The sequence below is a fragment of the Clostridium estertheticum genome (genome assembly GCF_011065935.2).
Lineage (GTDB): Bacteria > Bacillota > Clostridia > Clostridiales > Clostridiaceae > Clostridium_AD > Clostridium_AD estertheticum_A.
Genome location: NZ_JAAMNH020000001.1, coordinates 2,663,993 through 2,682,684 on the forward strand (window position 1 = coordinate 2,663,993; position 18,692 = coordinate 2,682,684).

The following is an 18,692-nucleotide window of genomic DNA, read 5'->3' on the forward strand; positions in this document are numbered from 1 at the left end:
TATTGAAAATTAAAATTAGTTTCCAATTTATGAAAGGTAACTGTTACCTTTCATAAATTGGAATTTTTTTATTGTTAAACAAATGGAGCGATAACTTTATATTTTACTTCCAAGTCAACTTTTCCAGTGCAATATGATTGCGATACCAAGCATCATTTTGTAAAAGCATCTCAGGAGACCCTGTATTTTTAATCATGCCATTTTCTAGAATAGCCACAGTACCTCCGGCAATCATTGATGATACGCGGTGAGTAATGGACAATATAGTGTGAGAATGGCTTGCCTTTTGCAATACAGCTATAAAATTTTCTTCTGTTATAGAATCAAGATTAGCAGTGATTTCATCAAGAAGTAAAATAGGTGGGTCAGTCACAATGGCTCTTGCAATAGCAAGGAGTTGCTTCTGTCCTTGTGAAAAAAGGGAATGGCTATTTACTTGTGTATCGATACCCATTTCTAAGCCGGCCACATAATCAGTTAGTCCCACAAATTCCAGAGCATTTTCAATTTGCTCCTTTGTAATGCTTTCATCTTGAAGACTAATTTGCTCAGCCACTGTGCCGTCTATAATATGGAAGCCCTGATCAACATATCCGAATATTTTGCGCTTCTCGGAGTTAGCTATGTTATAAACATCAATTCCATTTATTGTGATATTTCCATCTGAAGGCTTTAAGAATCCCATAACCAACTTGAATAGTGTAGATTTTCCAACACCTGTTCTACCTACAAAGGTAACTTTTTCTTGAGGGTCTAAATCAAGAGAAATGTTTTGCAGAATATCAATACCTTCTTCATATTGAAAGGTTACATCATTAAAGGATAGTCTAATATCCTGGCGACTTGGAATAATATCCACTGCTTTAAGTTCATTGTTTTTACGTTGGTCCTCAGGCAAACTATAAAAATCATTCACCCTATGAATACCAGATACTGCTTGTTGAATATTTTGAAGCTCCATACCCAGGTTTTCAATGGGTGCAAATAAATTTGAGATTAAGTCAATGGAGGCTGCAATCATGCCTAGGGATATACCAAAATAGTTCAGCCTCTTTGAGGATAATATCACAATAAACCCAATGACCATAGCACGGGTAAGTTGAATGATGGGAGAAAATACAGAATCATAAAAATTTACTTTCTCCACGGTTTTGTAGTTATCTAGCAAATAGGAAATATAGTTTTCTTCCATGTAGCCCTCTTTACTGTAAGACTTAATCATCTGAACATTCTTCAAGCTTTCTGAAATGTGATTATTTACCTTGCCAACGTAAATTCGATTTTCTATTTGCGCCTTTAGCATTCTCTTTTGAAAAATCCGAGTAATTATATAAATGACAGGTAGCAGTATGAGAGTAACACCACCAAGTTTTGAGCTAAATAACCAGATTGAAATTACAATTCCAAAAATTTTGAGGCAGTCAACCATCATTCCAATAATACCGCTGGTAAATAGCGAGTTAATTGCATCCACATCATTAGTGAACCTTGAAACAATGGTGCCCGTTCCATTTTCGGAAAAGAACATAGCATTTGTTTTTTTTAGTTTTTCCATCATGTCCAAACGAATTTCACTGGTGATTTTTTGACCTAAAACTGTGAGTACAGCGTCTTTAACAAAATCAAATATACCAATAAATAATAGCACTGCAAGGTAGGTAATCCCTATAGGAAGTAGACCCTCATTGCTTTTGGGTACAAGGTTATGATCAACAATATATTTCAAAAGTTGGGGAGGAATCAGGCTTGCTATAACAACACCACAAACAGCAAAGACCAATAATATATCAATTTTTATGTTTTTCCTAAGCACCACAATAATAGCGTTTTTTACGGAACTATTCCTCATAATTATCACCCCCAGCACATTGTAAATTAAATATTGCGCTATAAACCTCTGAACTTTTCATAAGTTCATTATGTGTGCCATAATCTGTTGTTTTATCATTGTTCAAAAACACAATATGGTCCACCGTCTTAAAAATAGTTAAGCGGTGCGAGATTAATATAATTAGACTGTCTTTATAATTACTTTTAAGCTTATCAATAATTTCTTCTTCTGTCTTCATATCAACTGCAGAAAAGGGGTCATCTAAAATTATGATTTTGCTTTTCCTTAAAAGCGTTCTTGCCAGGGATATTCTTGCCTGTTGACCGCCACTTAACTGGGTTCCACTGTTGCCAACCAATGTGTTTGCACCCTTTGGCATTGATGCCAAATCAGTATCAAAGCGAACATCCACTAAAACAGAACTAATATCCTGGTGATTGCCAAGAGTAATATTGTTATAAATGCTATCGGAAAGTAATTGAGGATTATGACCTTGGTATGAAATCATTTGACCTCTCTCATATTCAGAGTAGCTCTTAAGCTCCTTACCATCAATTTTTATACTTCCCAAATATGGATACATTCCAAGTAGTGATAGTGCAAGTGTGGATTTTCCGGAGGCAATAGAACCAGTAATGCCTATAATTTCGCCTTGCATACCTTCGAAACAAATTTTCTGAATTATGTTCTCATTATCTTTAGAATAGCAAAAGCTAAGGTTATTTACTGAAAGTATTGTATTATCATTATCAATGCAACAAGTGGTAGCTTTGCTTTGGTATTCAGTAAGATAAGGTTTTATGCGTTTCCATGATATCTGTGATTTTTGAATTGAATTAAATAGTTTAGCTGCTTTACTTGCCTTATTTGCCATAGCGGCAAACATGATGAGATAGGTAGAAAAGTTACCTACAGTCCAGCCACCATTAATAACCTTCGAAGCTCCAAAGTAAATTACAATGATTATTCCAAACATGGCAATTACATTATAAATTGGCTGTAATGAATTTTCTAAGATATTGGCTTTAATTGCTTTGTTTTGCAAATCCCTAAGTTCAATATTATACCTGGTTAGATTCTGATCCTCCATGCCATTTGCCCTATAGAGCATAGCATTCTCCACTGTGTCATAGGTAATATTGGCTACGCAGCTACTTTTGGCACGAAAGGCAATAGTGTACTTGTATATAACGCTTTTTAATTTTTCAGCCAGCACCATAGCAACAGGAATAAAAATACTGGATAGGATAGTTATTTTTATATCATAAAAAAGCATTGATATGAAATAAGAGGCCATTAGAACGCCTGTATCAAATATCTCTGTAGTGAATTTTCGCATACCCTCAACGCAGAGATCAACATCAGAGATAGCTCTAGTCATTAAATTACCCATATTTTCCTTATCTAACTCATGGGTGTCTTTGTGCATTATGTTATTGTATATCATAAGCCTCATGGTAGCGCTAGTACTATTGGCAAATCTTCTTATGTAGAAACGTTTAAAATAGCGCATTAATTGAATCATAGCTATAAGAAAAACAAAAGTAAAGGCTAGCATTACAACAGAGGATAAGCTATTACCGTAAGTAATGGAATCAATCAACTTACCTTGATAAATAGGAGCTACAATAGACGAAATGTTAAAGGTTAAGCCAAATATCACAATACATCCCACAACAAACTTGTCTTTTTTCCAATAGTTAATAATTTTGTTTGCCCCATATATGGGTTTAATCGTTAGCTTTGCCATAAAAATTAACATCTCTTTTCTTTATATTTATAAAGCCTTCTACACGTTCCTTTTTACTTTTTATATAAAGATCATTGAGCACCTTTAAAAATATCTTCTTTTCTTCCTCATTGATGTCTTCAAGGAGCCATTCATAGAAAAAGGATTCCACGGAAGAAGACTTATTTTTAACATGGATTGCCTTATCTGTTATAAAAAGATTTTTGGATCGCTTGTCATTTTCGTCTTGCAATCTATATAGATATCCCTTTTCTTCAAGGTTCGCAACCATTCGTGCCACCGCAGATTTATCAATATTTAAAAAGCTGCGCAAATTTTCTTGACTAATGCCCGTATTTTTACTTATATAATGTAGACATTCATACTCAGAGGTTCCAATATTAGTCCCTTGCAGGCGCAAGCTTGCGTATCTATGTGATACACGACAAATTTTTGATATATGCCTTTTTGTTATATCCATAATTTCACCTCACTAATTTAGTTGATGTATCAACTAAATTAAGAATAACAAAATATGGTTGATATGTCAACTGAAATCATTTGATAAATTTCAGCATAAACCCAGTTGATTCATGTTTTTATTTCAATTTAGACTTTTTTGAAATTGTTTTATAAAGGGGACATATTTTAATGGAATATGCTATACTAATTGGAGATATATGATGATATATGAGATAAATTGTGAGATTAATGTGAAAAGTTTATTTTATATTGTTGTATATGAATCTATAAGTAAAGATCAAATAAAATATATAATGACTTGCTTAGGAGGCAAATAAATATGCTGAAAGAAGATTTGATTGAACTTCAACGAAAAATTTCTATATTAAGGGTTGAAGGAAAATACAAAGAAACAATTGAAAATTGCTATGAGCTTATTGAAAGTGGAGAGCAAGTAAAAGATTACAAATCTATCTTAGTTGGCTATATGAATTTGGTGGCTTCATACTATTCTATTGGGGACATTGAAGCAGCATTTAGCAGTCTTGAGATTTACAAAGAAATTTGTGATAAACATGGCGATGGACAAGACATATTATTCTCATACAATTCACTATTTTTACTATATGAATATAATAAGGATTTAGACAAAGCAAAGAATACCCTAGAAAAAAGTATCGCTTTAGGTAAAGAATTAAAGAAATACAATATTGTGAGCAATGGATATAGTAATTATAGTCATATATGTATGATGGAGGAAGACTATACTAAAGCATTAGAAATGGCGAATATAGGTCTTGAAATGGCAAAACTACATAGGCCATCTACTCCTATTTTAGAACTTAGAGTTAAATTAAACATTGCTAAAGCATTAATAGAATTAAAGGACTTCGAATCTTCAAAATCACTAATTGTGGAAATGATAAATGATTCCATTTTAGATTTATTTATAAGAGAAAAAGCAAATTGTTATGAGTTACAAGGATATTGGTACAGTAAGCAACAATTATATAGCCAAGCTTTCCAATCTTTTTCTCAGGCAAAAGAATTTGTTGAAATATCCAATGATATTTATTTATTAAAATCTATTCAAGAAGAAAGATGCAAATTATGCGAACTGTTGGGTGATATAAATTCAGCATATAAAATTCAAAAGGAATACATATCTCTTCTCAATGACATTAGCAAAACAGAACTTGCACAAGCGGCTCTAAAACTTGAAATTAAATATAGAATAGATTCCATGAAAAAGAGAGCCAATACTGATTATTTAACGGGTATATATAATCGTGATTATATGGAAACTACTGCAAATAAATTTTTAAAGTGTGCATATAAAAATAATGAAAGTATAATATGTATAGTCTTTGACATAGATAATTTTAAAGCTATTAATGATCATTATGGCCATCTTTTTGGAGATGAAGTTATAAAAAAGGTAAGTGTGGCTTGTTCTAGTATTCTTCGGGAAATTGATTTATTTGCTCGTTTTGGTGGAGATGAATTTGTTATTATTCTAAAGGGAATAGCTCTAGAAAATGGAGAAAAGAAGGCAGAACAAATTTTAAAAACAGTAAGAAATTTGAATATAAATAAGGAAGGCAAGAAAATTCCCATAACGATTAGTATTGGAGTCACAGATAATTTAACTTGCGCTGCGCTATATTTTAATGAATTATTTAATGTTGCAGATTTAAGACTTTATAGGGCAAAAAACAGTGGTAGAAATAGAGTTTGTGCAGTTAATTAAGGAAATATCATAAAGTCACTAAAATCATAAAAAAACAAAATATAGTTAGATATTAAGGAAAAACTTAGTTATAGTGACTTTATTTTTAATATTGGTAAGAAATAGTATTAAATATTACCTGATGGATTTATAGTGAAATGTTTTGTATGGAAAAGCTTTGGAGTGGGTAATCCTTTTGAGGGAGCTCTTGAAGTACCTGTAGTAAAATAGTAATAAAAATAAGGAGTACATAGTTTATATAGCTATGTACTCCTTATTTTTTTAAGATAAAGTGAATTCGACTTATATATTTTTACCTTTTTCGCGAAGAAATTCTATTAACATTTTTTTATTTGTATTAATAATAAGTTCTTCAGGCATATCTATACCTTTAAGTGTTTTTTCAGCAACTGTAAAATTTCCTATAGAAAAACAGAAATGAGCATCACTATTTACAATAATTCTTTGTCCGAATTCTTTACAAAGTCTTACTATTTTAATGCAATTCACGTCACTGCCTAATCTTGAAGTTATAAAAGAACTATTATTTAATTCTATCAGTATATTTTTTTCTTTTGCTTTTTTTACTATTTCTTCCTCGTGTATAGGGAATTTTGGATTTCCCAAATGTCCTAAGATATTTACATTTGGATTATCCATAGCTTTTAAAATAGTGGCTGTATTTAAATCCGCGCTCTTTCCACCTTCCATAAGTGGTTCATGCATGCTTACTATCATTATGTCAAGATTCTTTTGCATATCTACTGGTAGATCAAGATTACCTTCATAATCAATTATATTAGCTTCACATCCGTAAAGCATTTTAACACCGTATAATTCTTTTGGTAGCACTTTAAAGTTTCCAAAATACCAAAGATCAGGAGAACCAGGCATATTAGGACCATGATCTGTAACTCCTAATATCTCGAGACCTATCTCACTGGCATATTTTGCATTTTCCATTAGTGTACTGTATGCATGGCCACTAACTATAGTATGGGTATGTAAATCCGCAACAAACTTCATAAAATCTCTCCTTTACATTTCCTTTATTTATCTTCATTATAAACCAAAATCCAAGTTTATTGTTAAAAGACTAAATTTAAATTACTGTGAATTTTCCACCATAAACAGTGAAACCTATTACAACTACAACAAATAACAGTAAAATATATATTATTTCAAATAGATTCCCCGTATCAGAGCCTGTGGTAATATGAGGTGGTAATTTAAGCTTAACCTTACCTATTTTTTCTAAAGCATGAACAAGTTTATTATGAAAGCCTAATTTTTTCAATAATTCTGCAATAAATCTTGGCATTGAAAGTACTGGTACCCCTTCCTTTGTAAATATATCAGCCCAATAAATATGACTTATATAACCAACAAAAAAACATCCAGTTAAATATTCGTAGCCTAGTTTATTAAATACATAGGAAGCTGATATGGTAAAAATAGTAACGCCTTCTATTGAGTGCAAAAATGTTCTATGTGGGAAGGTTGCTATACCAATTAACAAAATACAAATAAGATAAATATTTGCGTCCTTTAAATTAGTGAAGTTATAAACTGCTAAAATTGTGCTTGAGCCAGCATAAGTTAAAAACATGGCTATTCTTATAAAATCATGGGATCCCACATTTATTATAGATGATAACTTCTTATAAACTAGCCCAATTATAGGAATCCTTTTAAAATTTCTTTCACTGGTTACTCCTAAAACTATAAAGATGAAAGAAATAGCATATGTAATTATTTGAGCATATTTGCTTATGTATTTTATTCCTGCGAGTTCCCCTATAATAGTCTTTGAATACCATAAAATTAGTGCGCCAAGTCCAATCCCTAAGAATAATCTAAGCAGGAACTTTAATATTTTTTCTATGTCACTTATCACTTTATTACTTGTACCTGTAAGTGGGTTCATGTGATTTATCTTACTATGTTGACTATCCGCATCAACAAGTAATCCTGAAAGCCCTGCAGTCGCAAGGCCTATAAGGCTTATTCCCATGGGTACATGTATATATTTATTGTTGAATAATATCATTGAATTAACTGTAGGTATTGTTGCTACTATTGCATAGGATAGCATTGCTATTTTTTGATGGGATCTACCATTCATATTATGTCACCTTACCTTTTTAATGTCATTGAAAAGTCACTAGGGTCATTAACTACATATTATTTTTCAAAAACTTAACTAAATAACTTAATGTGTAAAAATCACAATCTAATTCAGTTTGAATGATATTTAACCCTTTAATTAAAGTTTCTTCATCAAAATTTTCTAGTAATATCATTAAACTTATTATGTTAATGCCGCCATCTTTTGTATCAAGAACTCTAGCAGCTTTAACATACTTATTTTTCATTGCATTTATAACAGCTATTCGAATATCTTCATTAATTTCATTTTGAGGCATTTCACTGAATACTCTAGTATCTGAATTCTTAATGCTAAGATTCTTAGCTTTGGTAAGGTCAGTTGATAAAAATATGGTATTTTTAAATTCAGCATCTTTGAAATCAGCCCCATCTAAATTCACAGAGTCAAATATAGCATTTTCAAATATTGTGTTTTTAAAATCACTGCCCTTAAGATTTGTTCCAATGAATTCAGCCCATTTAAAGGTACATTCAGAAAAAACACAGGATTTAAAATGTGCACCTCTAAAAGTTACAAAATCAAAATTTGACCTTGAAAAATCACAATTATAGCAATTGCTTCTCTCAAGGTTTTTATACATAAAATTCTTACCCTTTTTCTCTATATTGTTGTATACAAAATTATTTCTAACACTATGATTCTTACCCATTTTTACCTCCATGGCAAATACTTTTATTTGCCTTCCTTCTATATAGTATGGTTAAATAAAAAGACTCCTAACCAATTTTGAGAAGTGGCTAGAAGTCTTCATATTTCATTATAAATACTATACACAAAGTTAGTAAAAGTCAATGTTTTATTAAAATTTTATATTTTTGAATCACTTATAACTGACTTAAGTACCTTTGAGGATTCAATAAGTTGAGCGCTTTCGTCCTCACTTAGTTTAACTTGTAATGTTTTCTTTACTCCTTGTCTACCTATAATTGTTGGAACTCCCATATAAACGTCTTGAATTCCATATTCACCTTTTAGCATAGAGGACACTGTAAGAATGGAGTTCTCATTACTTAATATTGCTTCAACTATCCTTTTAATAGCTAGAGCAACAGCATAATAGGTTGCACCCTTTTTTTCTATGACATTATAGGCTGCTTGTTTTACGTCATTATATATATTTAATTTTAGTTCTCCGCCACATTTTTTTGCACAAGTATCGCAGTACTCATCAACATTCATACCTGCAATACTGGTTAAACTCCAAGTGGCAATTTCAGAGTCCCCATGCTCACCCATTATGTAGGTATGTATATTTCGGGGGTCAACTTCAAAATGCTGACCAAGCATGTATTTAAATCTTGAAGTATCAAGAACTGTACCTGATCCAATTACCCTATCACTTGGGAAGCCTGAAAGCTTATATGTCATATAAGACAATATATCCACAGGGTTTGAAACTACTACTAATATAGAATCAGGGCTGAATTTTACAACCTCAGGAACTATGCTTTGAAATATTTTTAGATTTTTTGAAATACAAGTAAGTCTGGAATCTCCTGGTTTTGGTCCGATTCCTGCTGTGATAATTACTATATCTGAATCTTTTGTATCTGAATACTCCCCGGAAGTTATATCTATAGGCCTTACGAAGGGTGCACCATGTGATAAATCCATTGCCTCGCCTTCAGCTTTTTCTTTATTTATATCTACAATTACAATTTCAGATGCAAGTCCACTAGTCATTAGTGCAAAGGCAGTAGTAGAACCTACAAAGCCTGCTCCAATTATGGATATTTTATTTCCTCTTGTTTTCATACAAAAACTTCCTTTCATTTTCAACTTCATAATAGTATTATATACTAATTAATAATCATTATCAACTCAGTGTTCTAATAATTTTCTAAATCTTCCTATTTATGAAAAGTGATTCCTTGACAAATATACCTAACATGTTATACTGTTTTAATATTAAAGAATTTACAGATACTAATTCAAACTTTGTGAGGCGTAATTATGAAAAATATCATTGTTAAAGGAATCAGTCAAAAAGTATATTTTTATTTTAGCTTTAGCTATCGTTATTTTAGCTTTAGCTACTTTTTGTGCAAAAAAATATATATGATTCTTTTAAATAATGAGTTTAATAATAAAACTATAATACCAGTATATGCTGATTTATAGAAAGTAAACTTTGTCTGTTCGCAAGGAAGACTCATTATAAGAGGTCTTCCTTTTTTTTAGAGGAAGGCTCATTATAAGGGGTCTTCCTTTTTTTATAAATTTTTATAGCAGATTATAAACTAAACGTTTTTTAAAATGAGGCAAAAATAATATTTTAGGAGGAATTTTAAATGGTAATTGTAATGAATCCAAATGCAAAACAAGATGAAGTTAGAGGTATTGTGATAAAACTAGAGGGGCTAGGTTGCATCGTTCATGTTTCCCAGGGAGAAAACCATTGTGTTTTAGGACTTGTTGGAGACACAAGTAGAATAAATATAAGCCAGATTGAAGCAGAGGAATTTGTTGATAAGGTTATGAACGTTCAAGCTCCGTACAAAAGAGCTAATAGACTTTTTCATCCCGAAGATACTATAATAAAAGTAGATGACAGAACAATCGGAGGAAAAGAACTAGCAATAATAGCTGGACCTTGCGCTGTGGAAAGTGAATCACAGCTAATAACAATTGCTAAAGATGTAAAGCTAGCAGGAGCTAATTTTCTAAGAGGAGGGGCATACAAACCAAGAACGTCTCCATACAGCTTCCAAGGAATGGAGGAAGAAGGACTAAGAATATTATTACAAGCTAAAAAAATTACGGGACTTCCAATAGTTACTGAAGTTATGAGTGTAGAGCTTGTTGAGAAAATATCACAGTATGCTGATGTATTGCAAATTGGAGCTAGAAATATGCAAAACTTCGATCTTTTAAAGGAAGTAGGTAGATGTAATAAGACAATACTTTTAAAAAGAGGTATGAGTGCAACCATTGAAGAGCTTCTTATGTCTGCTGAATATATTATGTCAGAGGGCAATGAAAATGTAGTTTTATGCGAAAGAGGGATTAGAACCTTTGAAACTTTTACAAGAAATACACTAGATTTAAGTGCGATTCCAGTGCTTAAGAAGCTCACTCATTTACCGGTTATAGTAGATCCAAGTCATGCTACTGGTAAATGGTGGTTAGTAGAACCCTTGGCAAAGGCTGCTATAGCAGTTGGTGCAGATGGGCTGGAAATTGAGGTGCATTACGATCCTGCGAATGCATTGTGTGATGGAGCACAATCCTTAAAACCAGAGAAATTCAAGACTTTTATAGATTCAGTAAGAACAATTGCAATATCGCAAGATAGAATAATTTAAGAGGTGGTGGTAGAATTGGACTTTAGGGACTTTAATATTACAATTGTAGGCCTAGGACTTATAGGGGGATCATTTGCTATGGCACTAAAAGAATTAACGCCTAAAAATCTTTGGGCTATTGACATTGATAGTGCTGTTTTAGAAACAGCAGAGAAAATGAATATTATTGATAAGGGATATATAAGTCCAGAAATACCACTTATGAATTCGGACATTGTGATACTTGCCATTTATCCTCAAAAAACTATTGATTTTGTGAAAAACAATATGAAGTTCTTTAAAAGTGAAGCAGTTATTACAGACACTGCAGGCATTAAGAGTGATTTACTAAGTGAAATTATGCCTATACTTCGAGAGGATCTAGATTTTATAGGTGGTCACCCTATGGCAGGAAAAGAAGAATCTGGTTTAAAGGCGGCCAATGTTGATATGTTTAAACATGCTAATTATATTTTAACCCCAATAGATAGCAACATGGAGAAAAATATAAACTTAGTAGGGGATCTAGCTAGGAATATGGGCTGCAAAAGGGTGGTCCGCCTTACTCCAGTGGAGCATGATGATATAATAGCTTACACAAGCCAATTGCCTCATGTTATAGCAGTTTCCTTAATAGATTGTAATAATTCAATTATGGAAATATCGAAGTTCGTTGGAGAAGGTTTTAAGGATACAACTAGAGTCGCTACTGTAAATGAGGAATTGTGGCCTGAATTACTATTGTATAATAAAGAGAATATAATTAATAAAATACAAGACTTTGAAAATAATATAAAAGAGATAAAAGATGCAATAATTAAAGGCGATGAAGCTTTTCTAAAGAATAGGTTTCAGCGTGCAACCAATAAGAGAAAGGAGCTAGGCTAAGATGTATAGTATAGAAATTAAAGCTTCGGGCGGAAGCTATCCAATATACATTAAGAACGGATTACTAGGTGAAATTGGTAGTGAAGTTAAAAAGATATATAAAGGAAGAAAAGTAGCTATAGTAACTGATTCTAATGTTAATAAATTTTACGGAGAAAAGGCTATTAGCTCATTAAAATCGGAAGGTTTTGAGACTTTTAAAATTGTGGTGAAAGCTGGGGAAGAAAGCAAATCCTTTGAAACTCTTTTGCAGGTATATGACAAACTTTTAGATTTTAAGATAAATAGAGGAGATATTATAATTGCCTTAGGTGGTGGAGTTGTAGGAGATATGACTGGTTTCGCAGCCGCAACCTTTTTAAGAGGGATTGACTTTATACAAATTCCAACTACGCTACTGGCGCAAGTGGATAGTAGCGTGGGTGGTAAGGTGGCAGTAGACTTACCTCGCGGCAAGAATCTTGTAGGGTGTTTTTACAATCCCAAGGCAGTTTTTATTGATCCATTCTTGCTTAAAACACTTAGTGATAAGTTTGTATGTGACGGAATGGGTGAAGTTATAAAATATGGTGCAATTAAAGATAAAGGGTTATTTTATAAATTAATGGAGTATGAAAATAGTGAAGCTATTTTAAAAGATATAGATAAAATCATTTATACTTGTTGTAGCATTAAAGCGGGTATTGTTGAAAGAGACGAGAGGGAAACTGGGGAAAGAATGTTACTAAACTTTGGTCATACCATAGGTCATGCAATTGAACAATTTTTTAATTTTAAAGAGTACTCTCATGGAGAAGCGGTGTCAATGGGAATGTATGCTATAACAAAAATAGGCGAAGAACTAGGAATGACTAAAATTGGAACATCAAGTACTATAAAAGATATCTTAATTAAGTATAATTTACCTTGGACCTTGCCTGAAATAAAAACTGAGGCTATAATTGAAACTATTAGTCATGATAAGAAAAACATTGGTGACTTTATGAATTTTATATTAATAGAGTCCATTGGAAATAGCTTTATTGGTAAAATTGAGGAAGCTAAGATTGTGGATTATTTACAAAAAAAATCATAAATAAATTATTCTATAGAATTGAGGTTAGTAGCTATGAAATCAGTTATGATTCAGCCATTTTCTTTAAATGGAAAAGTGAAAATTCCACCTTCGAAATCCTTATGTCATAGAGCAATTATAGCCGCCGCATTGAGCCAGGGGGAATGCCAGATCCAAAATGTTAATATGTCTGAGGATATAATAGCTACCTGTGAAATCATGGAAAAACTTGGAGCAAAAATTGAAAAAAATCCAAACAGTCTTCACATAAATGGAGAAGGCTTGTATGATTTTTTTCACAAAGGGATTGTTAATAATAAAATTGAAAATAACAACTCAGAAAACAATGAAGCTGCTAGCATTGAGTTAGAATGCAATGAAAGCGGATCAACCTTACGTTTCCTGATCCCAATAGCCATGCACAGGGTCGAAAAAATAGTTTTTAAAGGTAGAGGGAAGCTAGTAGAAAGAACACTTAAACCTTATTATGAAATCTTTGATAAGCAGAACATAAAGTACACAACAGATAGAGGTTTTCTTCCACTAACAATAGATGGTGGATTTAAACCTGGAATTTTCGAACTTCGAGGAGATGTAAGCTCTCAATTTATTACTGGTCTTCTTTATGCACTGCCACTATTAAATGGGGATTCAATAATTAAAGTTACTACTAAGATGGAATCCATTGGGTACATAGATTTAACCTTAGATGTACTTTCTAAATTTGGATTAAGCATAGAAAATAATAATTATAGAGAATTTAAAATAAGTGGAAATCAAAGTTATGAAAATAGAGATTACAGGGTTGAAGGCGATTTTTCCCAAGCAGCCTTTTACCTTGCAGCAGGTGTTTTAGGTGGAGAGGTTCAATGTGTTGATTTGAATATGGAATCACTTCAAGGAGACCGGGTAATAGTGGACATAATAAGAAATATGGGCGGAAAGATATCACTTGTGGATGGTATCTTAAAGGCCTCAAAATCAAACTTAAAGGGTACTATTATTGATGTATCACAATGCCCAGACCTCTTACCAATAGTTGCAGTGCTTGGTGCACTAAGCGCGGGAACCACAGAAATTATTAATGCCAGTAGAGCTAGAATTAAAGAATCTGATAGATTAAAAGCTATAGCAACAGAGCTAAGTAAAATTGGGGCAGAGGTTATAGAAAGAGAGGATTCACTTATGATTCATGGTAAACCATGGCTTAAGGGTGGAGTTGTAAATAGTTGGAATGACCATAGAATAGCTATGGCCATGGCAATTGCTTCAATTAAATGTACTGAAAACCTTACTATACAGGATAGCGGTGCAGTAAAAAAATCTTACCCAAATTTTTATGAGGATTTTAAGAGTCTAGGAGGGAAAATTAATGAGTGGACAATGGGGTAAAAAAGTGAAGTATTCTATTTTTGGAGAATCTCATGGAAGAGGCATAGGAATAACCATTGATGGGTTGCCCACGGGTATAAAACTTGATATGGATTTTATAAGTGATGAAATGCAAAGACGGGCTCCAGGCAGAGATGAATTTTCAACCACAAGAAGTGAAGGGGACAGGGTTGAAATTTTAAGTGGGTATTTTAATGGATATACAACAGGCACACCTCTTTGCGCAGTTATTTTTAATGAAAATCAAAATTCTATGGATTATAATAAGTTAAAAGATTTAGCAAGACCTGGTCATGCAGATTTTACAGGTAAAGTTAAGTATTCAGGCTTTAACGATTATAGAGGTGGTGGCCATTTCTCAGGAAGAATTACAGCGCCACTTGTTTTTGCAGGTGCTGTTGCAAAACAAATCCTTGCACAAAATGGAATTCAAATTGGAAGCCATATTTTGAGTATTGCAAATATATTTGATAGTTACTTTGATGCTGTTAATTTAAAAAATCAGCTTTTAATAGATATTTTAAATAAAAACTTCCCCGTAATTGATGATATGAAAGGGAAAGAAATGAAGAGCATTATTTTAAAAGCTAAGGAAGAATCCGATTCTGTTGGAGGTATAATCGAAGCTGCCATATTAAATTTGCCTTGTGGGCTTGGAGAACCATTCTTTGATTCTATAGAGAGTAATTTAGCTCAATTACTATTTTCAGTTCCTGCAGTAAAGGGCGTAGAATTTGGTAGTGGTTTTGAAATAACAAAAGTTCCAGGAAGTCAGGCAAATGATATACCTTACATGGATAATGGTAGTGTGAAAATGAAAACTAATAATAATGGTGGAATTAATGGGGGTATTTCTAATGGGATGCCTATAGTGTTTAGAGTCGCAATGAAACCAACACCTTCCATTACTAAGCTTCAAAATACTATTGATATGGCCACTTATGAAAATACAGAAGTATCTGTTACTGGTAGGCATGACCCTTGTATAGTTTTAAGAGCGCTGCCAGTAATTGAAGCCTGTGCTGCAATGAGCATTTTGGATTTTATATAATATTACAGCTTCGTAGAAGATGAACAGCTGCGAGGGTGATGATTTAAGGATGTGATTTAATGAGTAATGTAGATAATTATGATATAGTTGATTTGAGAAATCAAATTGATAAAATCGACGCTGGACTGCTTTCACTATTTGAAAATCGCATGGAGGTAGTTCTAAAAATAGCTGAATATAAAAAGAAGAATAATATGGAAATTTTAAATGAAGCTAGAGAAGAAGCGGTTATAAAGAAGAATTTAGACCTGGTTAAAAATAGTGATTTACTTTTAGAGGTAGAAGAATTTTTTAAATCTGTTATGGAAATAAGTAGAGGGTATCAAAATAAAAATTTAAAAATTCATGAAACACTGGCTATAGATAAAAATTTAACTGTTGGATTTTATGGGGTTACAGGTTCCTTTAGCGAAGAAGCACTAAAAGGGTATTTTGGTGAAAAAGTGGATACAAAAGCAATAAGTGAGTTTGAAGATATATTTTTAAACTTGAGATATGGGAAAATAAATTATGGTGTTATCCCTATAGAAAATTCTTCCACAGGAGTGATATCTGAGGTATATGATCTACTTAATAAATATAACTTTTATATAATAGGGGAAAAATATCTTAAAATAAGTCAAAATCTAATGGGAATTAAAGGTTCAACCCTAGATGAAATTAAAGAAGTCTATTCTCACTCACAAGGGCTGGAGCAAAGCATGGAATTTTTAAAAGGCTATAAGAATTGGAAACTAGTCCCATTTAAGAGCACTGCAAAAAGTGCAGAGTTAGTTAAACAAAGTCAGAATAAAACCATGGCAGCCATAGCCAGTTCAAAAGCAGCAGAAATATATGGCCTCCAAATTTTGCAGAAAAATATAAATTCAAATGCAACAAACATGACTAGATTTGTTGTCATTGGCAAGGAAATGGAGACAACGGGCGATAGTAATAAAATAAGCACAGTTTTGTCCACCACCCACAAGGCAGGTTCACTTTATAATGTTTTAAAGCATTTTGCAGAAAAAAATATAAATCTTTTAAAAATTGAATCTAGACCAATAGTGGATAAACCTTGGGAATATTTCTTTTACATAGATTTCGAGGGTAATATAAATGAAGATAAAGTAAAGGCTTCAATTGATTTAATTAAATTGAATAGCCGTTATTTTAAGGTACTTGGCAATTACAAAAGTGCAATGGTTGATATTGAATGAAGATGAAAAACATAGTTTTAATTGGGATGCCTGGTTGTGGTAAAAGTGTAATTGGGAAAATACTTGCAGAAAAACTAAAATTGACCTTCCTAGATATAGATACATATATTGAGGAAAGTACAAAGCATACCATTACTGAAATATTTAAAAATGGTGAGGCGTTGTTTAGAGAAATAGAAGCTAAGGCAACTTTGGAAGTATCAGAAAAAGCTCCTGCGGTTATTTCAACTGGTGGTGGAGTTGTTAAAATGTATGAAAATATCATAAACCTTAAGAAAAATGGAATTATAATTTACATTAATCGCCCTATTAAAAACATAGCAGAGGATATAGAGGTTAATACTCGCCCTTTACTTTCAAAGGACCCATCAGGGCTTTATAGATTGTTTAAGGAGAGAGGCCCCTTTTATAAAAAATATTGTGACCATGAAATTATGAATATTAGTAATATTGAGGATGTAGTGAATAATATTATAGAGATATATGCAGAAATTAATAAATAAGAGGTGTGGTTATGAGGGTATTAATAATTAATGGTCCAAACTTAAATTTTTTAGGAATAAGGGAAAAAAATGTCTATGGAAACACAACTTACGAAGAGATGTGCAGCTACCTCTATAAAGAGGCTAAAAAACTTCAAATTCACATTGATATTGTTCAAAGCAATATTGAAGGCGAAATTATAAACCTAATACAAGGGGCTTATGATAAGTACGACGGAATAATCATTAATGCTGGAGCCTACACCCATTATAGTATTGCAATATTTGATGCAATAAAATCAGTTTCAATAAATACTATAGAGGTTCATCTTAGCAATATTTATGCTAGGGAAGAATTTAGAAAAAAATCTGTAACTGCGCCAGCCTGCATCGGCCAAATTTGTGGTTTCGGTAAATATGGTTATGTTATGGCTTTAAACGCTTTACTACAAGCATAGTGACATTGACTAACTTCCATTCCCTGTATAGTTAAAATTTATATAAAGGAGGGAAAGCCTGTGGCTGATTTTTTGTTGGAGTTAGGTTTGAAGTTTCAAACCGTTAGTGTTTTAATAAGGCTGATAATAACTTTAGTACTAATAATTATGTTTCATCTAGTGAAGATTGGTATCTGCTCATTTGTTGATAAATCAAAAATTTATTCTAATGACATAATAAAATATAAAAAGAAAACTTCCTTATTTATAAATATTTTATCAGTTATAGTGATTATACCAATATGGATGTATGAGTCTAAGGATATACTGACTTTTTTGGGGATTTTCTCAGCAGGGCTAGCCTTTGCCTTTCGTGATGTTGTAGCTAGTTTTTTAGGTTGGTTAATAATTAACACCCAAAAGCCCTTTGCTATTGGTGATAGAATAAAAATTGGGGAAAGTCTTGGTGATGTATTAGCAGTGGACTGGTTTTACACTACAATAATTGAAGTTATTGAAAATGACAACAAAACTTACGGACAAAGTACTGGAAGAATTACTCATATACCAAATATAAAGGTGCTAACTGAAGAACTTATAAATGAAACAAACTCTTTTCCTTTTACTTGGAATGAAATTGAAATAAACCTTACCCTTAACAGCAACTGGAAAAAAGCTAAAGATATATTATTAGCTATTGCTAATGATAAAGTAGGGGATATAGAACAAGAAGTAAAGGAGTCACTAAGTATAGCCTCAAAAACTCTTCCAATTTATTACGAGAACCTTTCGCACACAATATATACCTCTATGAAATCTGGAAGAATATGTTTAAGCTTAAGGTTTATATGCAAGGCACGAAATTTTAGAAATTTAGAACATGTTCTAGTGGAGGATATTTTAGAAGAGTTTTCTAAACAAGAGGATATAGAATTATTATAATTAAAGGTCAGTGGCACTATTTTGCTACAGACCTTTCTACTG

17 protein-coding genes are annotated in these 18,692 nt (G+C 32.3%); 10 read left to right on the forward strand and 7 right to left on the reverse strand.

What is annotated here, in order from left to right:
• Positions 1-103: 103 nt before the first annotated feature.
• Genes G9F72_RS12520 through G9F72_RS12530 form a run of 3 tightly spaced genes read right to left on the reverse strand, consistent with a single transcriptional unit; the run spans position 104 to position 4,041 of the window.
• Complete coding sequence (locus G9F72_RS12520; RefSeq protein WP_164957379.1) at positions 104-1,849, reverse strand: ABC transporter ATP-binding protein; 1,746 nt, start codon at positions 1,847-1,849, stop codon at positions 104-106.
• Complete coding sequence (locus tag G9F72_RS12525) at positions 1,839-3,581, reverse strand: ABC transporter ATP-binding protein (RefSeq protein ID WP_164957378.1); 1,743 nt, start codon at positions 3,579-3,581, stop codon at positions 1,839-1,841. Before G9F72_RS12525 ends, G9F72_RS12520 begins: the two co-directional genes overlap by 11 nt.
• The gene (locus G9F72_RS12530) at positions 3,562-4,041 is read right to left on the reverse strand and encodes a MarR family winged helix-turn-helix transcriptional regulator (RefSeq protein ID WP_164957377.1); all 480 of its coding nucleotides are present in this window, start codon (positions 4,039-4,041) and stop codon (positions 3,562-3,564) included. The genes G9F72_RS12525 and G9F72_RS12530 overlap by 20 nt, the downstream gene beginning before the upstream one ends.
• Positions 4,042-4,362: 321 nt before the next feature.
• On the opposite strand from G9F72_RS12530, the gene G9F72_RS12535 reads away from it, so the two are divergent.
• Positions 4,363-5,772, forward strand: a complete 1,410-nt coding sequence (locus tag G9F72_RS12535) for a GGDEF domain-containing protein (protein ID WP_164957376.1) — start codon at positions 4,363-4,365, stop codon at positions 5,770-5,772.
• A 282-nt stretch (positions 5,773-6,054) separates the two neighbouring features.
• Here G9F72_RS12535 and G9F72_RS12540 read toward each other — a convergent pair whose 3' ends face one another.
• The 4 genes from G9F72_RS12540 to G9F72_RS12555 form a co-directional block, all read right to left on the reverse strand.
• A complete protein-coding gene (locus tag G9F72_RS12540; RefSeq protein WP_164957375.1) occupies positions 6,055-6,777 on the reverse strand; it encodes a phosphatase in 723 nt (240 codons plus the stop codon).
• A 76-nt stretch (positions 6,778-6,853) separates the two neighbouring features.
• Positions 6,854-7,876: a metal-dependent hydrolase gene (locus tag G9F72_RS12545; RefSeq protein WP_164957374.1), complete on the reverse strand. Its 1,023-nt coding sequence runs from the start codon at positions 7,874-7,876 to the stop codon at positions 6,854-6,856.
• 52 nt (positions 7,877-7,928) lie between these two features.
• Entirely contained in the window at positions 7,929-8,570 is a 642-nt protein-coding gene (locus G9F72_RS12550) for a pentapeptide repeat-containing protein (RefSeq protein WP_224676108.1), read from the reverse strand.
• A 158-nt stretch (positions 8,571-8,728) separates the two neighbouring features.
• Complete coding sequence (locus G9F72_RS12555; protein ID WP_164957372.1) at positions 8,729-9,676, reverse strand: L-lactate dehydrogenase; 948 nt, start codon at positions 9,674-9,676, stop codon at positions 8,729-8,731.
• 536 nt (positions 9,677-10,212) lie between these two features.
• Here G9F72_RS12555 and aroF point away from each other — a divergent pair.
• The 9 genes from aroF to G9F72_RS12600 are packed head-to-tail and all read left to right on the forward strand — an operon-like array spanning position 10,213 to position 18,650.
• Complete coding sequence (gene aroF / locus G9F72_RS12560) at positions 10,213-11,226, forward strand: 3-deoxy-7-phosphoheptulonate synthase (protein WP_164957371.1); 1,014 nt, start codon at positions 10,213-10,215, stop codon at positions 11,224-11,226.
• Between the two features lie 15 nt (positions 11,227-11,241).
• Positions 11,242-12,093, forward strand: coding sequence for a prephenate dehydrogenase (locus G9F72_RS12565; RefSeq protein ID WP_224676109.1), 852 nt, complete (start codon positions 11,242-11,244; stop codon positions 12,091-12,093).
• 1 nt (position 12,094) lies between these two features.
• The gene (aroB, locus tag G9F72_RS12570; protein WP_164957369.1) at positions 12,095-13,168 is read left to right on the forward strand and encodes a 3-dehydroquinate synthase; all 1,074 of its coding nucleotides are present in this window, start codon (positions 12,095-12,097) and stop codon (positions 13,166-13,168) included.
• 33 nt (positions 13,169-13,201) lie between these two features.
• Complete coding sequence (aroA, locus tag G9F72_RS12575) at positions 13,202-14,539, forward strand: 3-phosphoshikimate 1-carboxyvinyltransferase (RefSeq protein ID WP_164957368.1); 1,338 nt, start codon at positions 13,202-13,204, stop codon at positions 14,537-14,539.
• Positions 14,520-15,590, forward strand: coding sequence for a chorismate synthase (aroC, locus tag G9F72_RS12580; protein WP_164957367.1), 1,071 nt, complete (start codon positions 14,520-14,522; stop codon positions 15,588-15,590). The genes aroA and aroC overlap by 20 nt, the downstream gene beginning before the upstream one ends.
• 59 nt (positions 15,591-15,649) lie before the next feature.
• The gene (gene pheA / locus G9F72_RS12585; RefSeq protein WP_164957366.1) at positions 15,650-16,789 is read left to right on the forward strand and encodes a prephenate dehydratase; all 1,140 of its coding nucleotides are present in this window, start codon (positions 15,650-15,652) and stop codon (positions 16,787-16,789) included.
• Positions 16,790-16,791: 2 nt separating this feature from the next.
• Positions 16,792-17,292, forward strand: a complete 501-nt coding sequence (locus G9F72_RS12590; RefSeq protein WP_318010949.1) for a shikimate kinase — start codon at positions 16,792-16,794, stop codon at positions 17,290-17,292.
• An 11-nt stretch (positions 17,293-17,303) separates the two neighbouring features.
• The gene (gene aroQ, locus G9F72_RS12595; RefSeq protein ID WP_164957364.1) at positions 17,304-17,729 is read left to right on the forward strand and encodes a type II 3-dehydroquinate dehydratase; all 426 of its coding nucleotides are present in this window, start codon (positions 17,304-17,306) and stop codon (positions 17,727-17,729) included.
• A 60-nt stretch (positions 17,730-17,789) separates the two neighbouring features.
• Entirely contained in the window at positions 17,790-18,650 is an 861-nt protein-coding gene (locus G9F72_RS12600) for a mechanosensitive ion channel domain-containing protein (RefSeq protein ID WP_224676110.1), read from the forward strand.
• The last annotated feature ends 42 nt before the right edge of the window (positions 18,651-18,692 follow it).